At 43.9% G+C, this 21,026-nt stretch carries 18 protein-coding genes; 4 read left to right on the top strand and 14 right to left on the bottom strand.

What is annotated here, in order from left to right:
- Positions 1–2 precede the first annotated feature (2 nt).
- The gene (locus AB5123_RS10790; protein ID WP_117892060.1) at positions 3–992 is read left to right on the top strand and encodes a TPM domain-containing protein; all 990 of its coding nucleotides are present in this window, start codon (positions 3–5) and stop codon (positions 990–992) included.
- 56 nt (positions 993–1,048) lie between these two features.
- Here the strand turns inward: AB5123_RS10790 and AB5123_RS10785 are convergent, their stop codons facing one another.
- The 5 genes from AB5123_RS10785 to AB5123_RS10765 all read right to left on the bottom strand — a co-directional run bounded on the left by AB5123_RS10785 (position 1,049) and on the right by AB5123_RS10765 (position 8,123).
- The gene (locus AB5123_RS10785; protein ID WP_242998749.1) at positions 1,049–1,849 is read right to left on the bottom strand and encodes a polysaccharide deacetylase family protein; all 801 of its coding nucleotides are present in this window, start codon (positions 1,847–1,849) and stop codon (positions 1,049–1,051) included.
- A gap of 119 nt (positions 1,850–1,968) precedes the next feature.
- Positions 1,969–2,523 (bottom strand): phosphatase PAP2 family protein, encoded by a 555-nt coding sequence (locus AB5123_RS10780; RefSeq protein ID WP_117892061.1) that lies wholly within the window; start codon positions 2,521–2,523, stop codon positions 1,969–1,971.
- Between the two features lie 216 nt (positions 2,524–2,739).
- Entirely contained in the window at positions 2,740–5,121 is a 2,382-nt protein-coding gene (locus AB5123_RS10775) for a glycogen/starch/alpha-glucan phosphorylase (RefSeq protein WP_288163304.1), read from the bottom strand.
- A gap of 666 nt (positions 5,122–5,787) precedes the next feature.
- Entirely contained in the window at positions 5,788–7,266 is a 1,479-nt protein-coding gene (gene malQ, locus AB5123_RS10770) for a 4-alpha-glucanotransferase (protein WP_337812137.1), read from the bottom strand.
- Positions 7,267–7,451: 185 nt separating this feature from the next.
- Positions 7,452–8,123 (bottom strand): hemolysin III family protein, encoded by a 672-nt coding sequence (locus AB5123_RS10765; protein WP_117892063.1) that lies wholly within the window; start codon positions 8,121–8,123, stop codon positions 7,452–7,454.
- Between the two features lie 687 nt (positions 8,124–8,810).
- Here AB5123_RS10765 and AB5123_RS10760 point away from each other — a divergent pair.
- The 3 genes from AB5123_RS10760 (at position 8,811) to AB5123_RS10750 (ending at position 13,186) form a co-directional block, all read left to right on the top strand.
- On the top strand, positions 8,811–9,176 hold the full coding sequence (locus AB5123_RS10760; RefSeq protein ID WP_022287119.1) for a metalloregulator ArsR/SmtB family transcription factor: 366 nt from the start codon (positions 8,811–8,813) through the stop codon (positions 9,174–9,176).
- Between the two features lie 40 nt (positions 9,177–9,216).
- Complete coding sequence (locus tag AB5123_RS10755) at positions 9,217–11,550, top strand: heavy metal translocating P-type ATPase (protein WP_337812136.1); 2,334 nt, start codon at positions 9,217–9,219, stop codon at positions 11,548–11,550.
- A gap of 199 nt (positions 11,551–11,749) precedes the next feature.
- A complete protein-coding gene (locus tag AB5123_RS10750) occupies positions 11,750–13,186 on the top strand; it encodes an LCP family protein (RefSeq protein ID WP_337812135.1) in 1,437 nt (478 codons plus the stop codon).
- A gap of 220 nt (positions 13,187–13,406) precedes the next feature.
- Here the strand turns inward: AB5123_RS10750 and AB5123_RS10745 are convergent, their stop codons facing one another.
- From AB5123_RS10745 to AB5123_RS10705, 9 genes are all read right to left on the bottom strand, one after another.
- Positions 13,407–14,717: a WG repeat-containing protein gene (locus AB5123_RS10745; protein WP_195249551.1), complete on the bottom strand. Its 1,311-nt coding sequence runs from the start codon at positions 14,715–14,717 to the stop codon at positions 13,407–13,409.
- A gap of 254 nt (positions 14,718–14,971) precedes the next feature.
- Entirely contained in the window at positions 14,972–15,499 is a 528-nt protein-coding gene (locus AB5123_RS10740; protein WP_337812134.1) for a type III toxin-antitoxin system ToxN/AbiQ family toxin, read from the bottom strand.
- A gap of 241 nt (positions 15,500–15,740) precedes the next feature.
- Entirely contained in the window at positions 15,741–16,484 is a 744-nt protein-coding gene (locus AB5123_RS10735) for a YebC/PmpR family DNA-binding transcriptional regulator (RefSeq protein ID WP_038672277.1), read from the bottom strand.
- Between the two features lie 23 nt (positions 16,485–16,507).
- Positions 16,508–16,897, bottom strand: a complete 390-nt coding sequence (locus tag AB5123_RS10730) for a Mini-ribonuclease 3 (protein ID WP_046441827.1) — start codon at positions 16,895–16,897, stop codon at positions 16,508–16,510.
- Between the two features lie 29 nt (positions 16,898–16,926).
- Entirely contained in the window at positions 16,927–18,204 is a 1,278-nt protein-coding gene (obgE, locus tag AB5123_RS10725; RefSeq protein ID WP_337812133.1) for a GTPase ObgE, read from the bottom strand.
- A 97-nt stretch (positions 18,205–18,301) separates the two neighbouring features.
- Positions 18,302–18,583 (bottom strand): 50S ribosomal protein L27, encoded by a 282-nt coding sequence (gene rpmA, locus AB5123_RS10720; protein ID WP_022288733.1) that lies wholly within the window; start codon positions 18,581–18,583, stop codon positions 18,302–18,304.
- A 35-nt stretch (positions 18,584–18,618) separates the two neighbouring features.
- Positions 18,619–18,939: a ribosomal-processing cysteine protease Prp gene (locus tag AB5123_RS10715; RefSeq protein ID WP_022288732.1), complete on the bottom strand. Its 321-nt coding sequence runs from the start codon at positions 18,937–18,939 to the stop codon at positions 18,619–18,621.
- Complete coding sequence (rplU, locus tag AB5123_RS10710) at positions 18,939–19,250, bottom strand: 50S ribosomal protein L21 (RefSeq protein WP_022288731.1); 312 nt, start codon at positions 19,248–19,250, stop codon at positions 18,939–18,941. Before rplU ends, AB5123_RS10715 begins: the two co-directional genes overlap by 1 nt.
- Positions 19,251–19,402: 152 nt before the next feature.
- Positions 19,403–20,800: an O-antigen ligase gene (locus AB5123_RS10705; protein WP_038672269.1), complete on the bottom strand. Its 1,398-nt coding sequence runs from the start codon at positions 20,798–20,800 to the stop codon at positions 19,403–19,405.
- Positions 20,801–21,026: the final 226 nt, after the last annotated feature.

Here is a 21,026-nt window from a genome sequence, read left to right as displayed (position 1 = left end):
AAATGCCACATTCATCGGGAGGCGGCTCTCACGGAGGAGGATCACACGGAGGCTCGCATCACAGCAGCCATTCACACGGAGGCTCAGGAAGAAGCTCACGCCACGTAAGAAGCACCTATTTTCCGGACGCAAGAAGATATGTATATTATGATCATCACAGACCTGTCTATGTCTATGCAGATTATGACATAACCGAAAAAAGAAGTCCTTTGAGGTTTCTTATGCTGCTTTTCTATCTGCCGTTTATTTTATTCACATTTTCTATGTTTGCCGAGGCTTATCATCACCCTCATAAGCTTCCCCAGAACTATGATTATAAAATAGTTGTGGAGGATAAAGCAAACGTCCTTGGCAACACCGCAGAGCTTAGGAACTCGCTGGTGGCATTTTATAACCGCACCGGTATCTCACCTGCGGTCATAACAGTGGAAAATTCCGATTGGCAGGGGTATTATTCAGATTTTGAAAATTATGCCTATGATCTGTATGTGAACCACTTTACGGACGAGAGCCATTGGCTCATAGTTTACTCTACCCCAGACGGTTATTCTTCCTCTGACGGCTTTGAGGATTGGTATTTGGAGGGTATGCAGGGCAATGATACAGATGATGTTCTGACAGAATCAGTAACGAACAGCTTCAATGACGAGCTGCAGAAAAATCTCACAGCGAGAACACGCTATACAGTGTCCTCGGCTATCAGCACATCATTTGACGACCTGACGCCTACCGTAATGAAGAGTAAAGTAAATTGGAGTATACTATTTACTTCAATCGCCATTCTGGCATTTGTGTGTCTGCACGCCTGCCTTATGATAGGCATAAATCCAAAGGCGAGAAAATATGCCAAAGCAAAGCCATGTTCTGACGCAGCTCAGGAAAAAGCCTGCGAATATTGCGGCTATACCTATGTCGTAGACACTTGTACAGAATGTCCTCATTGCGGAGCGCCTATCCCACCAGAGGATCAGCCTGGGGCACGATTTACTTGATAAAAAAAATCACCGCCTGAGAAGCTATTTCTCTCAGGCGGTTTTGTTTGTCATTTTTAGCCGTACATCTCTGTCTGCTCAGCGTAGCTGTAGATTATCTCGGAGTCAGGGTCAATGGCAACTCCCTTTGCGTGGAAAAGCTCTGTTATGGTAACGAACTCGTAGCCCTGTTCCTTGAGGGCAGGGATTATCTTATCAAGGGCTGCAACTGTCTGAACGTTTCCGTTCATATCGTGAAGCAGGATAATGCCACCGTCCCTGGCCTGTGCAAGCACCTTTTCAACACGCTCCTCAACGCCTATGGCATTGTTATAGTCCTCTGCACCGTATCCGCATATAAACGGCATATCTATAACGTCAAACATTGTCTGGTTCACCGCAATATATGGCGGACGGAAAAACTGTGGACGTTCGCCAACAGCCTCTTCCACCTTGTCAGAGGTAAAGTCTATCTCGGCCTTTATCTCCTTTGCGGTCATTTTTGTCATGTCAGGGTGGCTCTGAGAGTGGTTTTCAATGTCACAGCCCATGTTGTAAGCACGCTTCATGACCTCTGCACTCTCGTCTGTGATGTTGTTTCCGATAACGAAAAACGAAGCCACAATGCCGTGTTCTTCAAGCTTGTCAAGAACAAGGGGAGTTGTGTCAGTGTTAGGGCCGTCATCAAAAGTGAGGGCTATCACTTTTCCGTAGTCAGACTTGTCACGAAGCTGTCTGCGCTTATTCTGTGAACTGCTGTCCTCAGCCTTTGAGCTTTCTTTTTCCAGACTGCTGTTTTCGCCAGTCACACAGCCCACTCCCATAGCAAGGCTGAAAGCCACAGCACCCATAAGAATAGTTTTAAGCACCTTTTTCATAAGATTTTCTCCTTTATATTTATTATCTCTATGATATCATATTTACACTTGATTTTCAATAGAATTTGATGATAAAGCAACAAAAAACGAGCGGTCAAAAACCGCCCGTCAAATGTCTTTTATTTTTCAGAATGTTTCTTGCCCTTGAAGAATTTTCTGTATATTGCCACTGTGATAACAGCATATATCGTTCCCGTTAGAACGCCTGCGATAACGTCGAATGGATAGTGCACACCAACATACAGCCGTGAGAACGCAATGAGTGTTGCCACTATAAGTGCAGGCACGCCATATTTTTTCGGCATCTCCATGAACATTACCACCGCCACTGCAAAGGAAGCTCCCGAATGTCCAGACGGGAACGAGTAGTCCGATTGTGCACCTATTATCCTGTTAAGCCCCTCGACCACCTCGTAAGGTCTTGTTCTGGCAATAATGTTTTTCAAAATAATGTTGTTTATAAGAAAAGTCACCGCAAGGGAGCATGAACACACGATGCCTGTTGTTCTAGTCTTTTTCAGTATGAGAAGTAAAACGCATATGCCTATCCATAACGCACCGCCGTTTGCAAGATATGTTATGAACTTCATTATAGGGTCGAGCCACCCTGCACGCAGGTTGTCCTGTATCCATAACAGTATGTCGCCGTCTAGTTTAAGTAAGGTGTCTAACATTTATCCTCCTGCCATTTATGTAAATCTATCCCTTGAATATATTTACATCAAAACTGACAAGCCCGTCAAAAAACGAGCCTGTCCTTTGTGTATTAATGCTTTAGTTCATATTTTCGCAAATTAATATTATGATAAGTTCATTTCCGTGTATAAAAAGCTTAAAATCATGTGCGATACCCTTAACAAATTCAATTTGCATAGAAATTTGAGTTCCAATTACAGCTTAACAGGCTCTATCTTCCAGATGTTTTCTGCATAGTCCTTGATAGTTCTGTCAGAAGAGAACTTGCCGGCATTTGCAATGTTCAGCCAGCACTTCTTAGCGAATGCAAGCTTGTCCTTGTAGTCTGCGTTGACCTTGAGCTTTGCCTGAACATAGCTTTCAAGGTCGCCAAGAACATAGTAGTGGTCAGGAACGTGCCAGCTTGCACCGTCGGTGAGCGCCTTGTAAAGCTCCTTGAAGCTGCCCTCCTCGTTGGACGGAACGCCACCGTCTGAAAGACTGCCGTCAATAAGCTTGTCAAGAACACGCTTTATCTTGTCGTTTGAGAAAAGTATCTCCCTAGGGTCATACTTTGGCATTATCTCAGCCAGCTCCTCTACTCTTGCACCGAAGATGTAGTTGTTCTCCTCGCCTGCCTCCTGAACGATCTCAACGTTAGCTCCGTCATAAGTTCCAAGCGTAACAGCACCGTTGAGCATAAGCTTCATGTTGCCTGTACCGCTCGCCTCAGTGCCTGCCGTAGATATCTGCTCAGAAACATCAGCCGCAGTAACAAGCTTTTCCGCATAGGAAACGTTGTAGTTCTGTACGAAAACCACCTTGATAAGGTCTTTTGTGTCAGGGTCAGCGTTCACAAGCTTGCTTATCTCGCCAATAAGCTTGATGATAGCCTTAGCCCTCCTGTATCCCGGTGCAGACTTAGCACCGAAAATAAATGTTGTCGGTGTGAAGTCCTTTATAGAGCCGTCCTTGATGCCATAGTAAATGTAAAGTATAGACAAAGCGTTAAGGAACTGCCTCTTGTATTCGTGCAGGCGCTTGATCTGAATGTCAAAAATAGTGTTCGGGTCGATATCAACACCGTCATGCTCCTTTACAAAAGCGGCAAGGCGGTTCTTCTGAGCCTCCTTAACAGCCATGAACTCGTTGAGCACAGCCTCATCATCAGCATATTTTTCAAGCTTTTTAAGCTCGTCCAGGTTCTTCACCCAGTCTGCATTGCCTAAAAGCTTTGTGATAAGTGCGGAAAGCTCAGGGTTGCAAAGTGCAAGCCAACGTCTTTGTGTGATACCATTGGTCTTGTTCTGAAATCTTTCAGGATAAAGCTCATACCAATCTTTAAGAGCGTCCTTTTTCAGTATCTCAGTGTGGATAGCCGCAACACCGTTTATATAGCTTGAAACATAGATAGCCATAAATGCCATTTTTACCATGCCGTCGCCAACAGGAGAAAGCTTAGAGATATACTCTCTGTCCTTTTTGAGAGCGTACATATCCTTTATAAAACGCTCGTTTATCATAAGGATATATGTGTAGACCTCAGGCACTACCTTTTCCACAAGTCTGCAATCCCACTTTTCAAGAGCCTCAGCCATGATAGTGTGGTTTGTGTAGTTAAAGACCTTGTGGGCGATCTCAAAAGCCTTGTCAAAGTCATAGCTATGCTCAGCACAAAGCTGTCTTATAAGCTCTGGCACAGCGATAACAGGGTGAGTATCGTTAAGCTGGATAGTAATATAGTCGCCAAGGTTGTCAAGAGTGCCGAACTTAGCCAAATGCTTTTTGAGAATATCCGTCACAGAAGCGGAGGAGAAGAAATATTCCTGCTTGAGTCTGAGTATCTTGCCCTCTTCACAGTTATCGTTAGGGTAAAGCACCTTAGAGATGTTCTCAGCGTCATTTTTAGCCTTTACAGCACCATCATAGTTTCCACAGTCGAACTGAGCGAAGTCGAAATCCTCCACGCTCTCAGCCTGCCAAAGTCTGAGTGTGCCAACGTTCTTAGTGCCAAAGCCGATAACAGGCATATCATAAGGCACAGCATAAACAGTCTGGTCGCCGTATTTAACGACTACCTTGTCATTTTCGCATCTCTTAGACCAAGGGTCGCCGTACTTAGTCCAGTTGTCAGCTTCTTCCTTTTGGAAGCCGTCAACTATCTTCTGCTTGAAAAGGCCATACTTGTATCTTATTCCGTAGCCGTCCAAAGGCAGGTCATGAGCGGCGGCGGAATCGAGGAAGCAAGCGGCAAGTCTGCCAAGACCACCGTTGCCGAGGGCAGCGTCCTCTATTTCTTCAAGGTCATTAAGACTTCTGCCGTGAGCCTTCAAAAGCTCGTCCACCTCGTCAGTGATACCAAGGCAAAGGAGATTGTTATAAACGGCTCTGCCCATAAGGAACTCCATAGAGAGATAGCAGGCTCTGCGGCTGTCAAGGTGAGCCTTTCTGCTGTTCTCCCAATCGCTGTCAATAAGCTCCATAACATTAGCCGACAGGCTTTCATGGAGCTGCCAAGGCAGAGCTTTTTCAACGCTCGTGCCAAACTTCTTTTTCAGGTCTTTACTAAGTTCGCTGTAAAACAGTTCTTTGTTCATTGGTTTTTATCCTTTCTGATATTTTATGTATTCTATTGCATTTTGTACTTTGTTATTATCCGCATAACGTATGGTAGGGGCGAACATAGTTCGCCCGTCGAAGGAACAAGCAACGATAACAACATGGCTCAATAACCATGAAAATTTTCCCACCGCCCTGTAGGGGACGACGCCCTCGGCGTCCCGCACCCCTCGACGGTTCGACTGCAATCTCATTTGTGTTATCCGCACAATGTTGCTCTGCACAAATTCTGGATAATTTAAACCTTGTCACTTCGAGTGGGACGTCGCATTTCTGTGAAACAGAAATTGAGCCGTTTCCCTACAATGTTTTGGTCAATTTTCTTCTGCCGCAAAATCGCTGTCGCTCTTTGCGAATCTACGTTGCGCTAAGGGATAGAAAAGCGGTGCAGATTTAATTCTCCGATATTATTTTTATCTGGTATCAAACTTTCATGTGCTTTTTAGTTTTACTCTGCACCGCTTGTAGGCTTACGCCTATTGAGGCTCTGCCTCAAACTCCGCAGGGGCTTTGCCCCTTGACCCCACAAGCCCTCTAGCGTCGGGCTTGAGCCTGCGCTTTATTGCTCGCTACGCTCGGTGCTTATGCACAACTCTGATAAGCTATGCACATTCCTCACTCCTCATTCCTCATTTATCCCTGCTCTATCTGCCATACACCGCTGTTATCTTCGCCAATCTCTCCGCCAAAGTATCATCAAGCTTATCAAAGCTTTCCAATCTCCACTTCCAATTTGCTCCCACTGTTGACGGTGTATTCATTCTGGCTTTATCGTCAAGGCAAAGTATATCCTGCATTTGTGCGATAGCTGTATCACACACGCTGGACCAACAAAGTCTTACCATTGCCCAAGGCACGAACTCGTCTTTTGTAACTCCAAGATAGTCCTTGCAGTAGCTTCTGGTCTTTTCGTCACAGCTCTTTATCCAGCCAAGTATGGTTTCGTTATCGTGCGTACCCGTATAGCAAATGCTGTTTGTGGTCTTAAAATTGTGGGGCAGATAGCCGTTTGTATTATCAGAATCAAAGCCGAACTCCAGCACCTTCATGCCAGGATATCCGCTTGCGTTGAGCATTTTTACAACGTGCTTTGTAAGGAAACCCAAGTCCTCTGCGATTATCTTCACGTCCCCAAGCTGTTTTCTCACTTCTTTGAAAAGCCTCATGTCAGGACCTTTTCTCCACTTGCCCTTTTTGGCATTCTTTGCACCGTATGGTATGCAGTAATAGCTTTCAAAGCCCCTGAAATGGTCTATTCTCACCACGTCATAGGTGTTAGAAGCCGCCTTTATACGCTCTACCCACCAGCGGAATTTATCTCTTGCTATGTATTCCCAGTTGTAAAGAGGATTGCCCCAAAGCTGACCGTCTGCCGTGAATGCGTCAGGTGGACATCCTGCCACCTCAACAGGCTTTTTCTCCTTGTCAAGGCTGAAATACTGCGGTGTACTCCACACTTCAACACTGTCATATGCCACATATATGGGAATATCGCCTATTATCTCGATGCCCTTTTCGTTGGCATAAGCCTTTAGCTTTTTCCACTGCTGGAAGTATTTATACTGCACAAAGCACCAGAAGTCTATATCATTTGCATATTCTTTTCTGGCACTTTTTATCGCCTTAGGCTTGTACATTTTCAGCGGTTCGTCCCATTCATACCAAGCCTTGCCCTTGTTGGCAAATTTCAGTGACATAAACAAAGCGTAATCGTATATCCAGTCTTTGTTTTCCACCACGAATTTTGAGTATGCCTTTTCAGGCTTCTTGCGAAAACGCTTGTGTGCCGTCCTAAGCACCTTGAAAATGGTCTCGTATATCTTGCCGTAGTCAACAGACCCTTTGTCATCGCCCCACTCAATATCCTTGTATTCCGCAGGTTTCAGATAACCCTCTTTCTCCAGAGCTTCAAGGTCTATAAAGTATGGATTTCCAGCGTGAACAGAAAAGCTCTGATATGGCGAATCACCATAGCTTGTAGGAGATATGGGAAGTATCTGCCAACATTTTTGGTGAGCCTTTTCAAGAAAATCCACAAAAGCATAAGCCTCCTTGCCAAGCTTGCCGATACCATAATCGTTAGGCAGAGAGGATATGTGCATTAAAATACCCGATCTACGCATAAAATGCTCCTTTCATGTCAAAACCGCACCCATGTGAAAATTTCAGTGCAGTCACATATAATACATCATTATGATTATACTACTTTTCAGCCATTTTTGCAATAGAAAAACCGCCATATATTTCATTTTAGAAATAATTTCTCTAAACAGAAAATCCCGAGGACGCAAACCCTCGGGATGATCTTTTATTCATGTGTTATCATCATAAGCACCGCAAAGTAGTGAAAAACGCTTCCTGCAATGGTGAACAAATGCCATATTGAGTGAAAATATTTCTTGCTCTTTTTAACATAGAAAATAACGCCCACAGTGTAGAAAAGTCCGCCTATAAGAATAAACCATAAGGACAGAGGATAAACTTTTTCTATCATAGGCTTGACAGCGATTATAACTACCCAGCCCATTGCGATATAGCATATAACAGAAGGCTTGCGGAACTTTTCAAGGTCAATGGAGTTCAGCACAATGCCAAGAATAGCCGCACCCCAGACGATTCCGAAAAGAACCCAGCCAAACGCACCTCGCAACGGCACAAGAGTGATAGGGGTGTAAGTTCCTGCGATGAGGAAGAAAATGGTGTTGTGATCCATTATCCTGAAAAACTTTTTGGCTTTTGGATTGGTGATAGCGTGATAAAGGGTTGACATGGTGTAAAGTATGATAAGAGAAGCTCCGAAAATAGCGGAGCTTACAACGCCCCAAGCGTTGGAGTAAATGGCAGCGAGAACGATAAGAACGGCAGTGCCGGCAATGGAGAGCAGACCGCCTGCACCGTGTGAAACGGAGTTGAAGATCTCCTCGCCGAGGGTGTATCTTTTGGTTAGATCCTGAGATTGGATCTCAACAGATTTTGACATAGTATCATTTCCTTTCTGATAGGACCGAGAATTTGCATATAAGTTTTATTACTATAGTATAGTAACATTTTTTTAGACACTTGTCAAGTTTAAGTACAGGTGTAAAAAGTGAGGAATGAGGAGTGAGAAATGAGGAGTGAGGAGTGAGGAATGGGCAAAGCTGACCAGAGTTGTGCCCCAACACCGAGCCAAGCGAGCAAAAGGTCCAGGGGCACGCCCCTGGTCAGGGTCAAGGGGTGAAACCCATTGTGGGGGTCTGGGGGCAAAGCCCCTAGCGGAGCTTGAGGCAGAGCCTCAATAGGCGTAAGCCTACTAAGCGGTGCAGAACAAATCCAAAAAGCACATAGAACCCAAGCATCAAATAAAACCAACATCGAAGCATAAACCTGCACCGCTTTTCTATCCCTTAGCACAACGTAAATCCGCAAATAGCGAAGCGATTTTGCGGCACAGCAAACTCGCCCGAATAATCCGTAGGGGCGAACATCGTTCGCCCGCATGGTATGCAACCAGTACCATGCAAACAAAATACCCCAAATAACTTAAATCAAAAAAATTTTCAAAACCCCCTTGACAAAACATGAATATATGATATAATAAACATATGAACAGTTATTCATATGATGAATTGAAATGACCCATATTGAATATACTAAAACAATAATAAGAAAAGGAGAGCGAAAATAAATGAGCGAGAATACAGTAAAGCATGAGCATAAACAGTGCGGAGGAAAGAATATAGAGAAAATGGAGGAAATAGGGAAAACAATGCCCGTCGAGGAGGAGATATATGACGTGGCAGAGCTTTTCAAAGTCCTTGGCGACCAAACAAGAGTGAAAATACTCTTTACCCTTATAAAGGACGAAATGTGCGTGTGCGATATAGCCGAGCTGTTGGAAATGTCACAGTCCGCTATCTCGCATCAGCTGAGAGTGCTGAAACAGGCCAGACTTGTGAAGTATAGACGTGAGGGAAAAACAGTTTATTATTCAGTTTCCGATGAACACGTCGCTGTCATACTCAATATGGGTATCGAGCATATCAGCGAGTAAAGAAAGTGATCTGTTTTTTTGTAGTATAGGAGAATGTGAAATGAGTAAAATGACTTTGCTTCTTAAGGAACTCGATTGTCCTCATTGTGCGGAAAAGATCGAGAAACGTGTGGGCGAGCTTTCAGGCGTTAAAAGCTCTAACCTTGATTTTATCAATAAAAAGCTCACAGTTGATTTTGACGGCGATAAAAACTCCATCTTTACCGAGATAGAAAACGTCGTCCATAAGCTTGAACCTGACGTTAGCGTGAAAGAGCTTGGCGATTTCCCTGAGAAAACTCTCTACCTGAAGCTGGAGGATCTCGATTGCCCTAACTGCGGTGAAAAGATAGCAAACCGTGTGGGTGAGCTTGCAGGCGTTATTTCATCAAACGTTGATTTTATCAGCAAAAAACTTACTGTCAAAACAGACGGCTCTAACCCTGACCTGCGTATCATGATAGAGGATACCGTCCATCAGCTTGAGCCTGACGTTACCGTTAAGGATTATGGTGCTCAGACAGCAGAGGAAGAGCCTGTGAATGACCATAAGGGCGAGATAGTCAAGCTCTCTGTGGCTATCGTGTTCTTTATCGCATCAATGCTTTTGGATAAGCTTGGAAGTGGCACTGTATGTGAGTATCTCAGTGCAGGCCTTGCAATAGTTGCTTACCTTATCGCAGGTCTTGACGTTGTTATCGCCGCCGTTAGAAACCTTGTTAAAGGCGAGGCTTTTGACGAATCTCTGCTCATGACTATCGCAACAGTTGGCGCATTTGCACTTAAAGACTTCCGTGAGGGTGCAGCCGTTATGCTGTTCTTCCAGGTGGGCGAGCTTTTCCAGACTATCGCAGTAGAGAAGTCAAGAAAATCTATTACAAAGCTTATGGAGCTTAATCCTGAGTCTGTAACAGTTGTAAGAAACGGCAAAACATACGAGCTTCCTCCTGAGGATATCCTCAAGGACGAGATGATCGCCGTAAAAACAGGCGAGAGAATACCTCTTGACGGTATCGTAACAGAAGGCGAATCAGAGCTTGATACATCAGCACTTACCGGTGAGTTTCTTCCTGTTGAGGTCAAAGCAGGTGACAGCGTCCTCAGTGGCTCAACAAACCTGAGAGGACTTCTCAAAGTTAGGGTCACAAATACCTTCCACGAGTCTGCGGTGTCGAAAATTCTCGATATGGTGCAAAACTCCAGCGAAAGAAAAGCCAAGACCGAAAAGTTCATCACACGTTTTGCAAGAGTTTATACCCCTGCTGTAGTAATTGCTGCACTTGCACTCGTGTTTATACCAAGCTTCATTCTGGGCTTTGACCAGTTCTCAAAATGGCTATATAGAGGACTTCTGTTCCTTGTAATATCCTGCCCATGCGCACTTGTTATCTCAGTGCCTCTCTCGTTCTTCGCAGGAATAGGCGGAGCTTCTAAAAAGGGAATACTTATAAAGGGTGCAAAAAACCTCGAAACAATGGCGAAGTGCAAAACTCTCGCAGTGGATAAAACAGGTACGCTTACAAAGGGCAAGTTCACTGTCCTCAGCGTAAACCCACAGGGCGTTTCACAGGATATCCTCCTTGAAGCCGCCGCATATGCAGAAAGTATGTCAACTCACCCTATCGGTATCTCCATAGTGCAGAGATACGGCAAGGAAATAGACGGTGCAAGACTTTCTGATGTTGAAGAGATAGCAGGAAACGGTGTAAGAGCAAAGCTTGACGGCAAGGAGATACTTTGCGGAAAGAAAGCGCTTCTTGAAACAAACGGCATTGCAGCACAAAGCTCAGAAGATTCTGCGACAGCAGTTTATGTTGCCCTTGACGGCAAGTTCATAGGCGAGATACTCCTTGGCGACGAAATAAAAGAAACCTCCGCCACAGCCGTTTCAAGACTTAGAGAGCTTGGCGTTGAAACTGTCCTCCTCACAGGGGATAAGAAAGATACCGCCGAAAAGGTGGCAAAGAAAGTGGGCATAAAAACATTCTTCAGTGAGCTTCTCCCTGAAAACAAGGTTGAAAAGGTCGAACAGCTTATAAAAGACCCCGACCGCAGACTTGTTGCATTCGCAGGGGACGGAATAAATGACGCACCTGTTATCGCAAGAGCCGATATCGGTATCGCAATGGGTGGCTTAGGCTCAGATATTGCCATTGAAGCCGCAGACGTTGTGCTTATGAACGACGATCCGTCAAGCATAGAAGACGCAGTAAAGATATCCCGAAAGACTATGACAATAGTAAGAGAGAATATAATTTTTGCCCTTGGAGTAAAAGCCCTTGTGCTTATATTCGGTGCATTGGGACTTGCAGGAATGTGGCTTGCGGTATTCGCAGACGTTGGCGTAGCCGTAATAGCTATCCTCAATGCCCTAAGAAGCAGCAGAATAAAATAAGGCTATGTGTAGACCTGCAAATGCCCATAAAAACGGCATTGGCTTGTAGGGGCGAACACTGTTCGCCCGCTTCTCCACAACAACGTAAAAATAAAAAGGCGGACGCTGGAAAAAGCTCCGCCTTTTTTTCTGTCATTGACAATAAGCCTGATATGTACTATAATATTGGTATTGTAAAAATGAACGGAGGTGCAGTCAGGTGGCTAATAAAGACAGACAACAAAACTACACAAACGATAATAAGCCTCAGGACTACTACGAACAGGAATATCAGCGACAGCTTGACGAGTTCAATCGCATAAGCGGTGCTGGCGGACAGCGTGTTCAGCAAATAGACGAGGGCGTGAACGACTTTGACGATTACTATGACGCTGGCTACCCTGATGATCATACACAGGGTACAGCTCAGTCATACGGGCAGGGAAGCCGTTCATCATCAGATCACTCAGGCTCATACAGAGAAAGCACTCCAAGACGGCAGACACAGAGCAGACAAACGTCACGTCCACAGAACGGACAGAGCAAGCAGAGAGGTTCAGGCAAGTCAGCAAAAAGCAACAAGACCTCAGCCCAAAGACGAAATAATGACCTGCAATTTGGCAAAAACAATAAAAGCCGTAACGGTCAGACGAACAAAAAAGGTAAAAACAAAGTGGAAAATAAAAAAAGACACCCTATAAAAACATTTTTCAAGGTGCTTATCATCATACTTTTGGTGGTTTTCATATTGGCGAACGTGCTTATATGGCGATACATAGGCATGGTGAACAAGGTGCAAAGAGGTCAGCGAACGAACACAGACGCTTCTATGAACAGCTCTGATGTACGAAATATCCTGCTTATAGGCTCTGATACAAGAAACGCTGACGAGCGTGGCAGAACAGACTCTATGATACTTCTCTCCATTAACAGCACCACAAAAGAGATAACAATGACCTCTTTCATGCGTGATATGTATGTGAATATCAAGGGCATTGACGCTGACGGAAATGATATAGACACATGGTCAAAGCTCAATGCAGCGTATGTTTACGGCGGTGCAGAGCTTCTTATGGATACCATAGAGTATAATTTTGATATTGCCGTTGACGATTATGTTTATATCGACTTTCTGTCATTCGTTGATATCGTTGACGCAGTTGGCGGTATCGAGCTTGACATTTCCGACGAAGAGGCCGAGGGCATGAAGCCTCCAATGGCAGAGCAAAACAAGCTTCTTGGCAATAAAAAGGGTACAGACTATCTTGATAAAGGCGGAAAGAAGCTCCATGTAAACGGCAATCAGGCACTTGCCTATGCAAGACTTAGATATGTTGGCAACGCAGATTTCCAGCGAACAGAACGCCAGAGAACAGTTATCACAAAGATAATCGAAAAGGCGAAAAGCTCAGATCCGCTGACTATAGACAAGTTCGCAAAAGCATCAATGTCACATCTTGCAACCAATATGTCCCAGACACAGCTTTTTGCTCTTACCTATAAGGCGATATTCTCCATGAATTACGAGATAAAGTCCATGAGAATACCTGATGATGATTCCTATTCATATGGCACATCATCTGACGGTCAATCAATTCTCGAAGTGGATTTTGAAGCCTGCAAAGCACTTCTCAGGAAAGATATATATAACCAGTAAAAAATAAAAGCTCTGTTTCGGCAGAGCTTTTTTTGTATAGCAAAAAAAATATATTAAAAACGCACAAACCATGTAGGGGAGCGGCGCAATTTCTGCTTTGCAGAAATACGACGTCCCGCTTTCGATGCTTTGTTTATGCACGCATTTTCAATATCCGCACATATTCATGCACCAAAAAAACGGCGTACCCCAAAGTGGGATAACGCCGTTTATATTCTTACTATTGTTCAGGTGTCGGCTCAGGCTCAGGCTCAGGAGCAGGCGGATCAGTTTCCGTAACAGGCTCCGTTACTGTTTCTGTAACAGTTTCCGTGTTCGTTGACACCTCAGTGGTTTCACTTGGCTGTGTCAAAGATGGAGTAGTTTCAGTTGCTTTTTTCGTTTCTGTTGAAACCGAAGTTGTTGTGGTGGTCTTTGAAGTTGTGGTCGTGGTGATGTAGCTTGTGGTGGTCGTAGTTGTGGTGGTCTCTTCCTCTGATGAGTCCTCCTCCACAGGTGCGTCACCGAATGCTATAACGCCCCATTTTCCAGACTTCATTACCCACGCCTTGCCGTTGTGAGCAGGTCTTGCCTGATCGAACTCGCCTGGCTTTACGATACAGTTGCCGTCTATGTCATAATAACCATATGATGAATCTATGGATACCGGCAGATAATCGTCAGTGAAAAGATAAGGATGAACAGCCATCTCGTCATCTATCACCTTTCCGCAATAGGCACTCATGTCACCGTCGCACTTAAAGTCGATTATAGTCTTGCCGTCAGAACCAACATATCCCCACTTGCCTTTGTCGTTCTCAAAGGCGATGCAGGTAAGTCCTGCGCCTTTGTATGCAGGGGCATAGAAATCAGTGTACTGCATATCAAGTATAAGCTTGTCCTTTTTAGCAAGCCCGTAAAGCGGTTCGCTCACAGGAGAAATGTCATAAAAACCATTGTCAGACTTTTTCACGTCAGCTTCACATACCACAACAGCCTTTTTGCCAGTGTATTCTTCGCCCTGTTCTTCGTCAGCGTCCTTTACATAGATCTTTTCCTCATTGCTGTTCCAGTAATATTTCGGTGAGCTGTCATGATGTTCCGCCGCATAGTAAACTACCTGATTTGAGCTGTCGATACTGCAATACTCATATTCGTCATTCTTTTCATTTATAATATTGAAAAGCGTGACCTCTCCGCACCAGCAGGTGTAGTAATCGTCATATTCCGCAGGCACTACCATGTTTCCGCTGTAGTCTATAATGCCATATTTGCCATTCTGTCTGATAACAGAATAGTTGGCATAAGCTGTGTTCTTTTCGTTGTTAGGGTCGACCTGACTTCCGTCAAAAGAAATGATATTATCGGCGTTTATAGTCGGCTCTATGAGCCAGCGATAAGCTTGTTTCTGTTCTGAATTTGAGTCAGCCGTATAGGAATAACCACCAGGGGCAACGTCGTCATCAGCACCCTTTTCCCAAGGCATGGCACAGCCTGTGAGCATAGCACCTGCAACAACGGCTGTCAGAGCAGAACAAAAAATCTTGTTCATAAGTTTCCTCCTATCATTTTCTGCTTCTTCCTTATCACCCATTATCTGTATTTTTTTATCTTTTCAGGGCAATATCTACACATACGATTATTATATACTATAACCCCTTTTATGTCAATAGCACAACTTACAAACAGCACCGCAAAGCTGCAAGGATTTTCAGCGATTTTAACACGAAAATCCCCGAAAAATCGTCGTTTAAAGCTTAAAAGGGACTGTCGCCCTGCAAGCGTCAGTCCACCATATCTGCATGATTATTTTATGAGCTTCTCCGCCCATTTATGCGCACCATTTTCCAATGTTTTGAAATCAAAACAACGCTTTGATATTACGTGTTCAGGCTTGTCATATTTGAGAGCATACAATGAGCGTGCGTTGTTTTCAAGAGGAAGTTCTTTGATATATTTCATTTCTCTTTTCAGAAGGTCAATGTATTTGCTTTTGGCAGTATCATTTTTGAAATCAACATACTCCTCGATTTTTCCGTATTCAAGGTTTGTCATTTCAGACACAGGCACAGGGAACATATAATTAAGATTTACAACAGCTATAAGCACGTCATTATGTATTATTTTCTGAAAATCTATATTTGCCTTTATTTTATTGTGTCTTGGCTTTGCAGAAGATACCTGCGTCACATATGCAAGGTCACCCACACGCATAAGCTCTCCAAAGAACGGCTTCAGCTTATCATTTCCGTAGTCTGTTCTTGGTATCCTCGACTCATAATTTTCTCTCAGATAGTCAAGGTAATCCTTGTTTATTATTTTCCACTTCTGCACGTTCATACATCTCCATACAAAAAATAAAGGGTCAAAACAAATTGACCCTTTAAATACCTATTAAAGCGATTTTAGACGGATTCGCAACCCCTATTAAAACAGTATTTTTAAAGGCTCTGTGACCTCTATTAAAGCGATTTTAGACGGATTCGCAACCCCTATTAAAAGAATAAATCTTTCTAATTCTATTATACCACATTATATGTAAATGTCAATAGTAAAGTGTCAGAAATTTTCCTGATTATTCTTCCTCTTCAACCGGCATATTCTCCCAGTTGTGGTAAACGTTCTGAACGTCGTCATCGTCCTCAAGATGCTCAAGAAGCAGACCCATCTTCTTGATAGCGTCCTCGTCTTCGATAGTTGTGTAGTTTGAAGGAACTTTCTCAGCCTCAGCAGAAAGAACCTTGTAACCCATTCCCTCAAGAGCTTCTCTTACAGAAGAAACCTGATTAGGGTCGCATGATATCTCGATAACATCGTCATCAACGTTGAAATCGTCAGCGCCTGCCTCAAAGCAGTCCTCCATTATCTTGTCCTCGTCAGCACCGTTGTTCTCCATAACAACAGTACCAACATCAGAGAACATGAAAGATACACAGCCTGATGTACCCATGTTTCCGCCGAACTTGTCGAAGAAGTGACGGATATCGCCTGCTGTTCTGTTCTTGTTGTCTGTAAGGCACTCAACGATAACAGCAACACCGCTTGGACCGTAGCCCTCGTATACCATTGACTCGTAGCTGTTCTTGTCGCCGTCGCCTGCTGCCTTTTTGATAATTCTATCGATATTATCATTAGGCACGTTGTTTGACTTAGCCTTTGCGATAAGATCTCTCAGCTTTGCGTTACCTGCAGGATCAGCACCGCCCTGCTTAACTACAACAGCGATCTCTCTGCCTATCTTTGTAAATATCTTAGCTCTTGCAGCGTCTGTTGCACCCTTTTTTCTTTTAATGTTTTCCCATTTTGAATGACCTGACATTTGATTCACTCCTTGATGTAATATTATTCATTGATGCTGCCCACAGACCATGCTGCCTCGAACAGTTCACCTATACGTTCCTCACGCCCCGTGAGATATAAAAAACCGAAAAGACATTCCAAACCTGTCGCCATGCGGTATTCCCCCACAGTGGAATGTTTCGGAGCATTTATGCCCTTTGCATTTCTGCCCCTTTTGAAAATATCCATTTCCTGTTCGTTAAGCAGCCCCTCGTCAAGCCACTTGCGAACAGCCTTTGCCTGATATTCCGCACACACCCTCTCAACAGTGAGCTTGTGCAGCTTGTCCGCAGGCATATTAGCTTCAAGGATAAGCTTTTCTCTTACCCTTATCTCGTAAACGCCGTCCCCGATAAAAGCCAGTGCCAGAGGGGAGTATTGCATGGCGTCCATATCAGAAAGCTTTCCCGTGACGCTCCCTCCTATCTGAGATATTCAAACTCAAAGTCGAATATAGAAACAGTGTCGCCCTCTTCGATACCCATTTCTTCCAGCTTGTCGATTATGCCGCTGGTCCTGAGTACGTTCTGGAAATACTGCAGTGAGGAGTAATCGTCCATATTAGCCGTCCTGAGTATGTCAAGAAGCCAATCTGCTTCCACAAAATAAACGCCGTCCTCCACAGTAACACGGAAGTCTTTCTTTGAGATGAGCTTATCGTCAAGCTCCTCCTGAGTGAGCGGCTGAGCTTCAAACTGCTTAACAGGCGGAAGAACAGAAAGTCGCTCCCATACGCCATACATAAGCTCTTTTGTACCCTTTGTGGTAGCGGCAGAGATCTCATAGAAGAGAAGTCCCTGATCCTCAACATAGTTTCTCAGTCTTTCCACCTGCTCATGGGTAGCCATATCGCTCTTGTTTGCGGCAACTATCTGCGGAGCTTCCGCAAGCTCCATTGAGAAGTTTTCAAGCTCGTGATTTATCGCCTTGAAATCCTCGATAGGATCTCTGCCCTCGCTGCCTGAAACGTCGATAACGTGAACGATAAGTCTGCACCTCTCAACGTGTCTGAGAAATTCGTGACCAAGACCAACGCCCTCGCTCGCACCCTCGATAAGACCTGGGATATCTGCCATAACAAAAGATTTTCCCTCTTCTATCTTAACAACGCCAAGCACAGGCGTCAGGGTAGTGAAGTGATAGTTGGCTATCTTTGGCTTTGCCGCTGAAACAACAGAAATGAGCGTGGATTTTCCCACATTCGGGAAGCCCACAAGTCCTACGTCTGCAATAAGCTTGAGTTCAAGCATTACCTCATATTCGTCACCATGGAAACCCGGCTTTGCAAACTTCGGTATCTGCCTTGTGGAAGTGGCAAAATGAGCGTTTCCACGCCCGCCCTTGCCTCCGTGAGCGATAACAGCAGGCTCATCGGTAGAAAGGTCGGCAAGTATCCTGCCGCTCTTTATTTCTCTAACCACAGTGCCTCTAGGAACTTTCACCACAAGGTCGGGAGCATTCCTGCCTGAGCAGTTTTTGGCGCCGCCGTTCTGTCCCTTTTCGGCAACATATTTTCTCTTATATCTGAAATCTATAAGGTTTGAGATATTGTCGTCAACAACGAAAACAATATCTCCGCCCTTACCGCCGTCACCGCCGTCCGGACCGCCTGCCGCAACGTATTTCTCACGGTGGAATGAAACTGCACCGTCACCGCCGTCACCGGCTTTTATATAGATCTTCGCCTGATCGACAAACATGATCAAACCTCCTTATAAATGATATTATGCGTAAATTTAGTTGTCATTAACCAACAAAAGACCCCAAGCCTAAGGCTCAGGGTCATATGTTACAAAATTAAGCCTTGGGATAAACCGAAACCTTCTTGCGGTCTCTACCGAGTCTTTCAAATCTTACAACACCATCGCTTGTTGCGAACAGAGTATCGTCAGAACCCTTCTTAACGTTCTCGCCTGGGTGAATGTGAGTGCCTCTCTGACGAACGAGGATGTTACCAGCCAGTACGAACTGACCGTCAGCTCTCTTTACGCCAAGTCTCTTTGACTCAGAATCACGTCCGTTCTTTGTAGAACCCATTCCCTTTTTATGAGCGAAAAACTGCATTGAAATCTTAATCATCTAAATTACACCTCCATAAAATGTAATCCGTCCGATCAGTTATCTCTGACCGTGACTTTGATCCTGCCTGAAAATTCCTCAGCTAAGAAATATAAATGAGTGAGAAGCCCTAAAAGCAGCTTGTCCCCCTCCTCTGAGCTGTCATTTTCAAGCCTTAATATTATTTCGTTTTCTTCCACTGCGACATCGGCCTTTATCTTAAAAGCCTCAGTGACAGTGTTAGCCGTCAACATTACAGCAGACGATACGCTTGCACAGCATACGTCCTCGCCATAATCTGCGTAACCTGCGTGACCCGTTATACGAAATCCCACAAGCCTGTCATGCTCATTTCTGAAAAAATCAGCACAGATCATTATGCGTTGATAGCTTCGATCATAACCTTAGTGTAAGGCTGTCTGTGACCGATCTTGGTCTTTTCGCCCTTCTTTGGCTTGTAAGTGAATACAGTCACCTTCTTGGACTTGCCGTTCTTGATGACCTTAGCTGTTACGGAAGCGCCGTCAACATATGGAGCGCCAACCTTGATACCGTCGTCAGCGCCAACTACCATTACCTTATCGAAAGTAACAGCGTCCTCAGCGTTTACGTCCAGCTTCTCTACGAAAACCTCATCACCAGGCTTAACCTGATACTGCTTTCCGCCTGTTTCAATTACTGCGTACATTACGAATGCACCTACCTTTAAATAAACTCGCTACGCACGGTGGTCTGCAAATACAAACACTTATGACCGTGAATATGCGGCTTTAATATCATAACATATCCGCCCCAAAAAGTCAAGCACAGCTCTGTTTCTACTTAAAAATTTACAGAAATTTAACTTTTGCTTTGCCTTTGCTTAAGCTTTTTTCTGTATCCAAATGGTCTCTGATGATTTTTTGTCATTACCATTCCAAGAACTACCCAGAAATAAGGCGCAGTGTTTACAACACTGCTATTGAAGCAAGCCTGTGAAGTGTAGGCAATGAACATTGTCAAAAAAATGCAGGTCACAACAGCGTTCGCACGATCTTTGTTTATGCTTTTGAGCGCGCTCTTCATTCCTGTGAAGAACGCATAAAACAGAAGCGCAAGGTAATTTACTAAGGCAAAAACGCCCTCGGTAACAAGTATGTGTATGTATTCATTGTGTCCTTTGCCCTGTGACCAAGGAAGCGTAGAAAAATCTGCCCTGTATTCAAATGCGTCACGATAATTGTCAAGTCCGATACCTGTCAGCCAGAAATCAGGCACAGATTCAAGCCCGATACGCCAAATATAGCCACGCCAACTGCCGAATGAATCAAATGCAGAAAGAGAACCCATATTCTCAAATTCGCCTATGGTAGTTTCAAGGTCGCCATTAAGTCTTCCAAAAAATTTAACAAGAATAAAGAATATCACGCCAAATGCCGCCAAAACAAGTCCGTAACGCTTCAAATGACATTTCAAATCCGATTTTGACTTCTCTTTTCTGTGCAGAAGAAATATAAGTATCACAGCAAATATCATAAAGCAAATGTTGCCTACCAACGATATTCTTGTGCCTGTTGATATGGAACAGTAAAAGCATAGGAGGTCTGCTACAAATAGTATAATGCACGTCTTTTTGCTCTTGGCAAATAAGAACAACATTGTGCAGCAAGCAGTGAAAACTGTGCTTATTCCCGCATAGAAGTTTGAGTTTTGGGTAAGTCCGTACACCCATTTGTTTTCTTCATGAGATTCTGCATCAAAGTACGCATAATATGGCCATGCTCCAACAGATTCTAACACGCTAGGTACTATATTTATAGTTGTCACAGTAACAAATGCAGCAAGGATATATTCTTTGTATTTAAGTTTTTTGACATTTGTTGCTGCAAACATCAAGGCGAAATATGCCATATAATGTATAAACCATTCGTCATAATAGAAACCGAAAAGAGTCTGATTTCTGTCATGCGAAAATGCGCTTGATATTACGGCAAACATAAACAATGTGAAAAGAAAGAAGTCAGACGGATAATACTTTTTTCGGTTTGTGATAAAATATGCCACTGCCATTATACTGCCCACCCAGCCTGCAAAGTCAACGATAACAGGCTGTGACACAAAATACTCGTTGTGAACTAGCGTTGCGATCTCACCTAAAGGTATCAGTACCAATGTGAGTATTATAAATAAAGTGAAGTTTTTTTCAGTGGCTATTATTTTTGAGTAGTGAATAGCCTTTTCTTTTATGTTTCTTTTCATATTATACCCTCTTTTACTCAAAGCGACACCACACGGCATTTATGCGGGCTGCCTTAACAAAATGTAGATATATTATATCACGTGTATTAACAAATGTCAAGAATTTCAATTGCAGAACCTTTGAAGCCTGATATGTAAACATTTCTCCTTAAATGTAGGTTTGTCAATCATATTGGACACTATTATTAAGAAATTCGATAGGCGAAAACCATTTGAGGGGACGCAT

This window comes from Ruminococcus sp. RTP21204st1_B2_RTP21204_210225, from assembly GCF_040914135.1.
Taxonomy (GTDB): Bacteria; Bacillota; Clostridia; order Oscillospirales; family Ruminococcaceae; genus Hominimerdicola; species Hominimerdicola aceti.
This window is presented reverse-complemented; position numbering and strand designations above follow the sequence as displayed.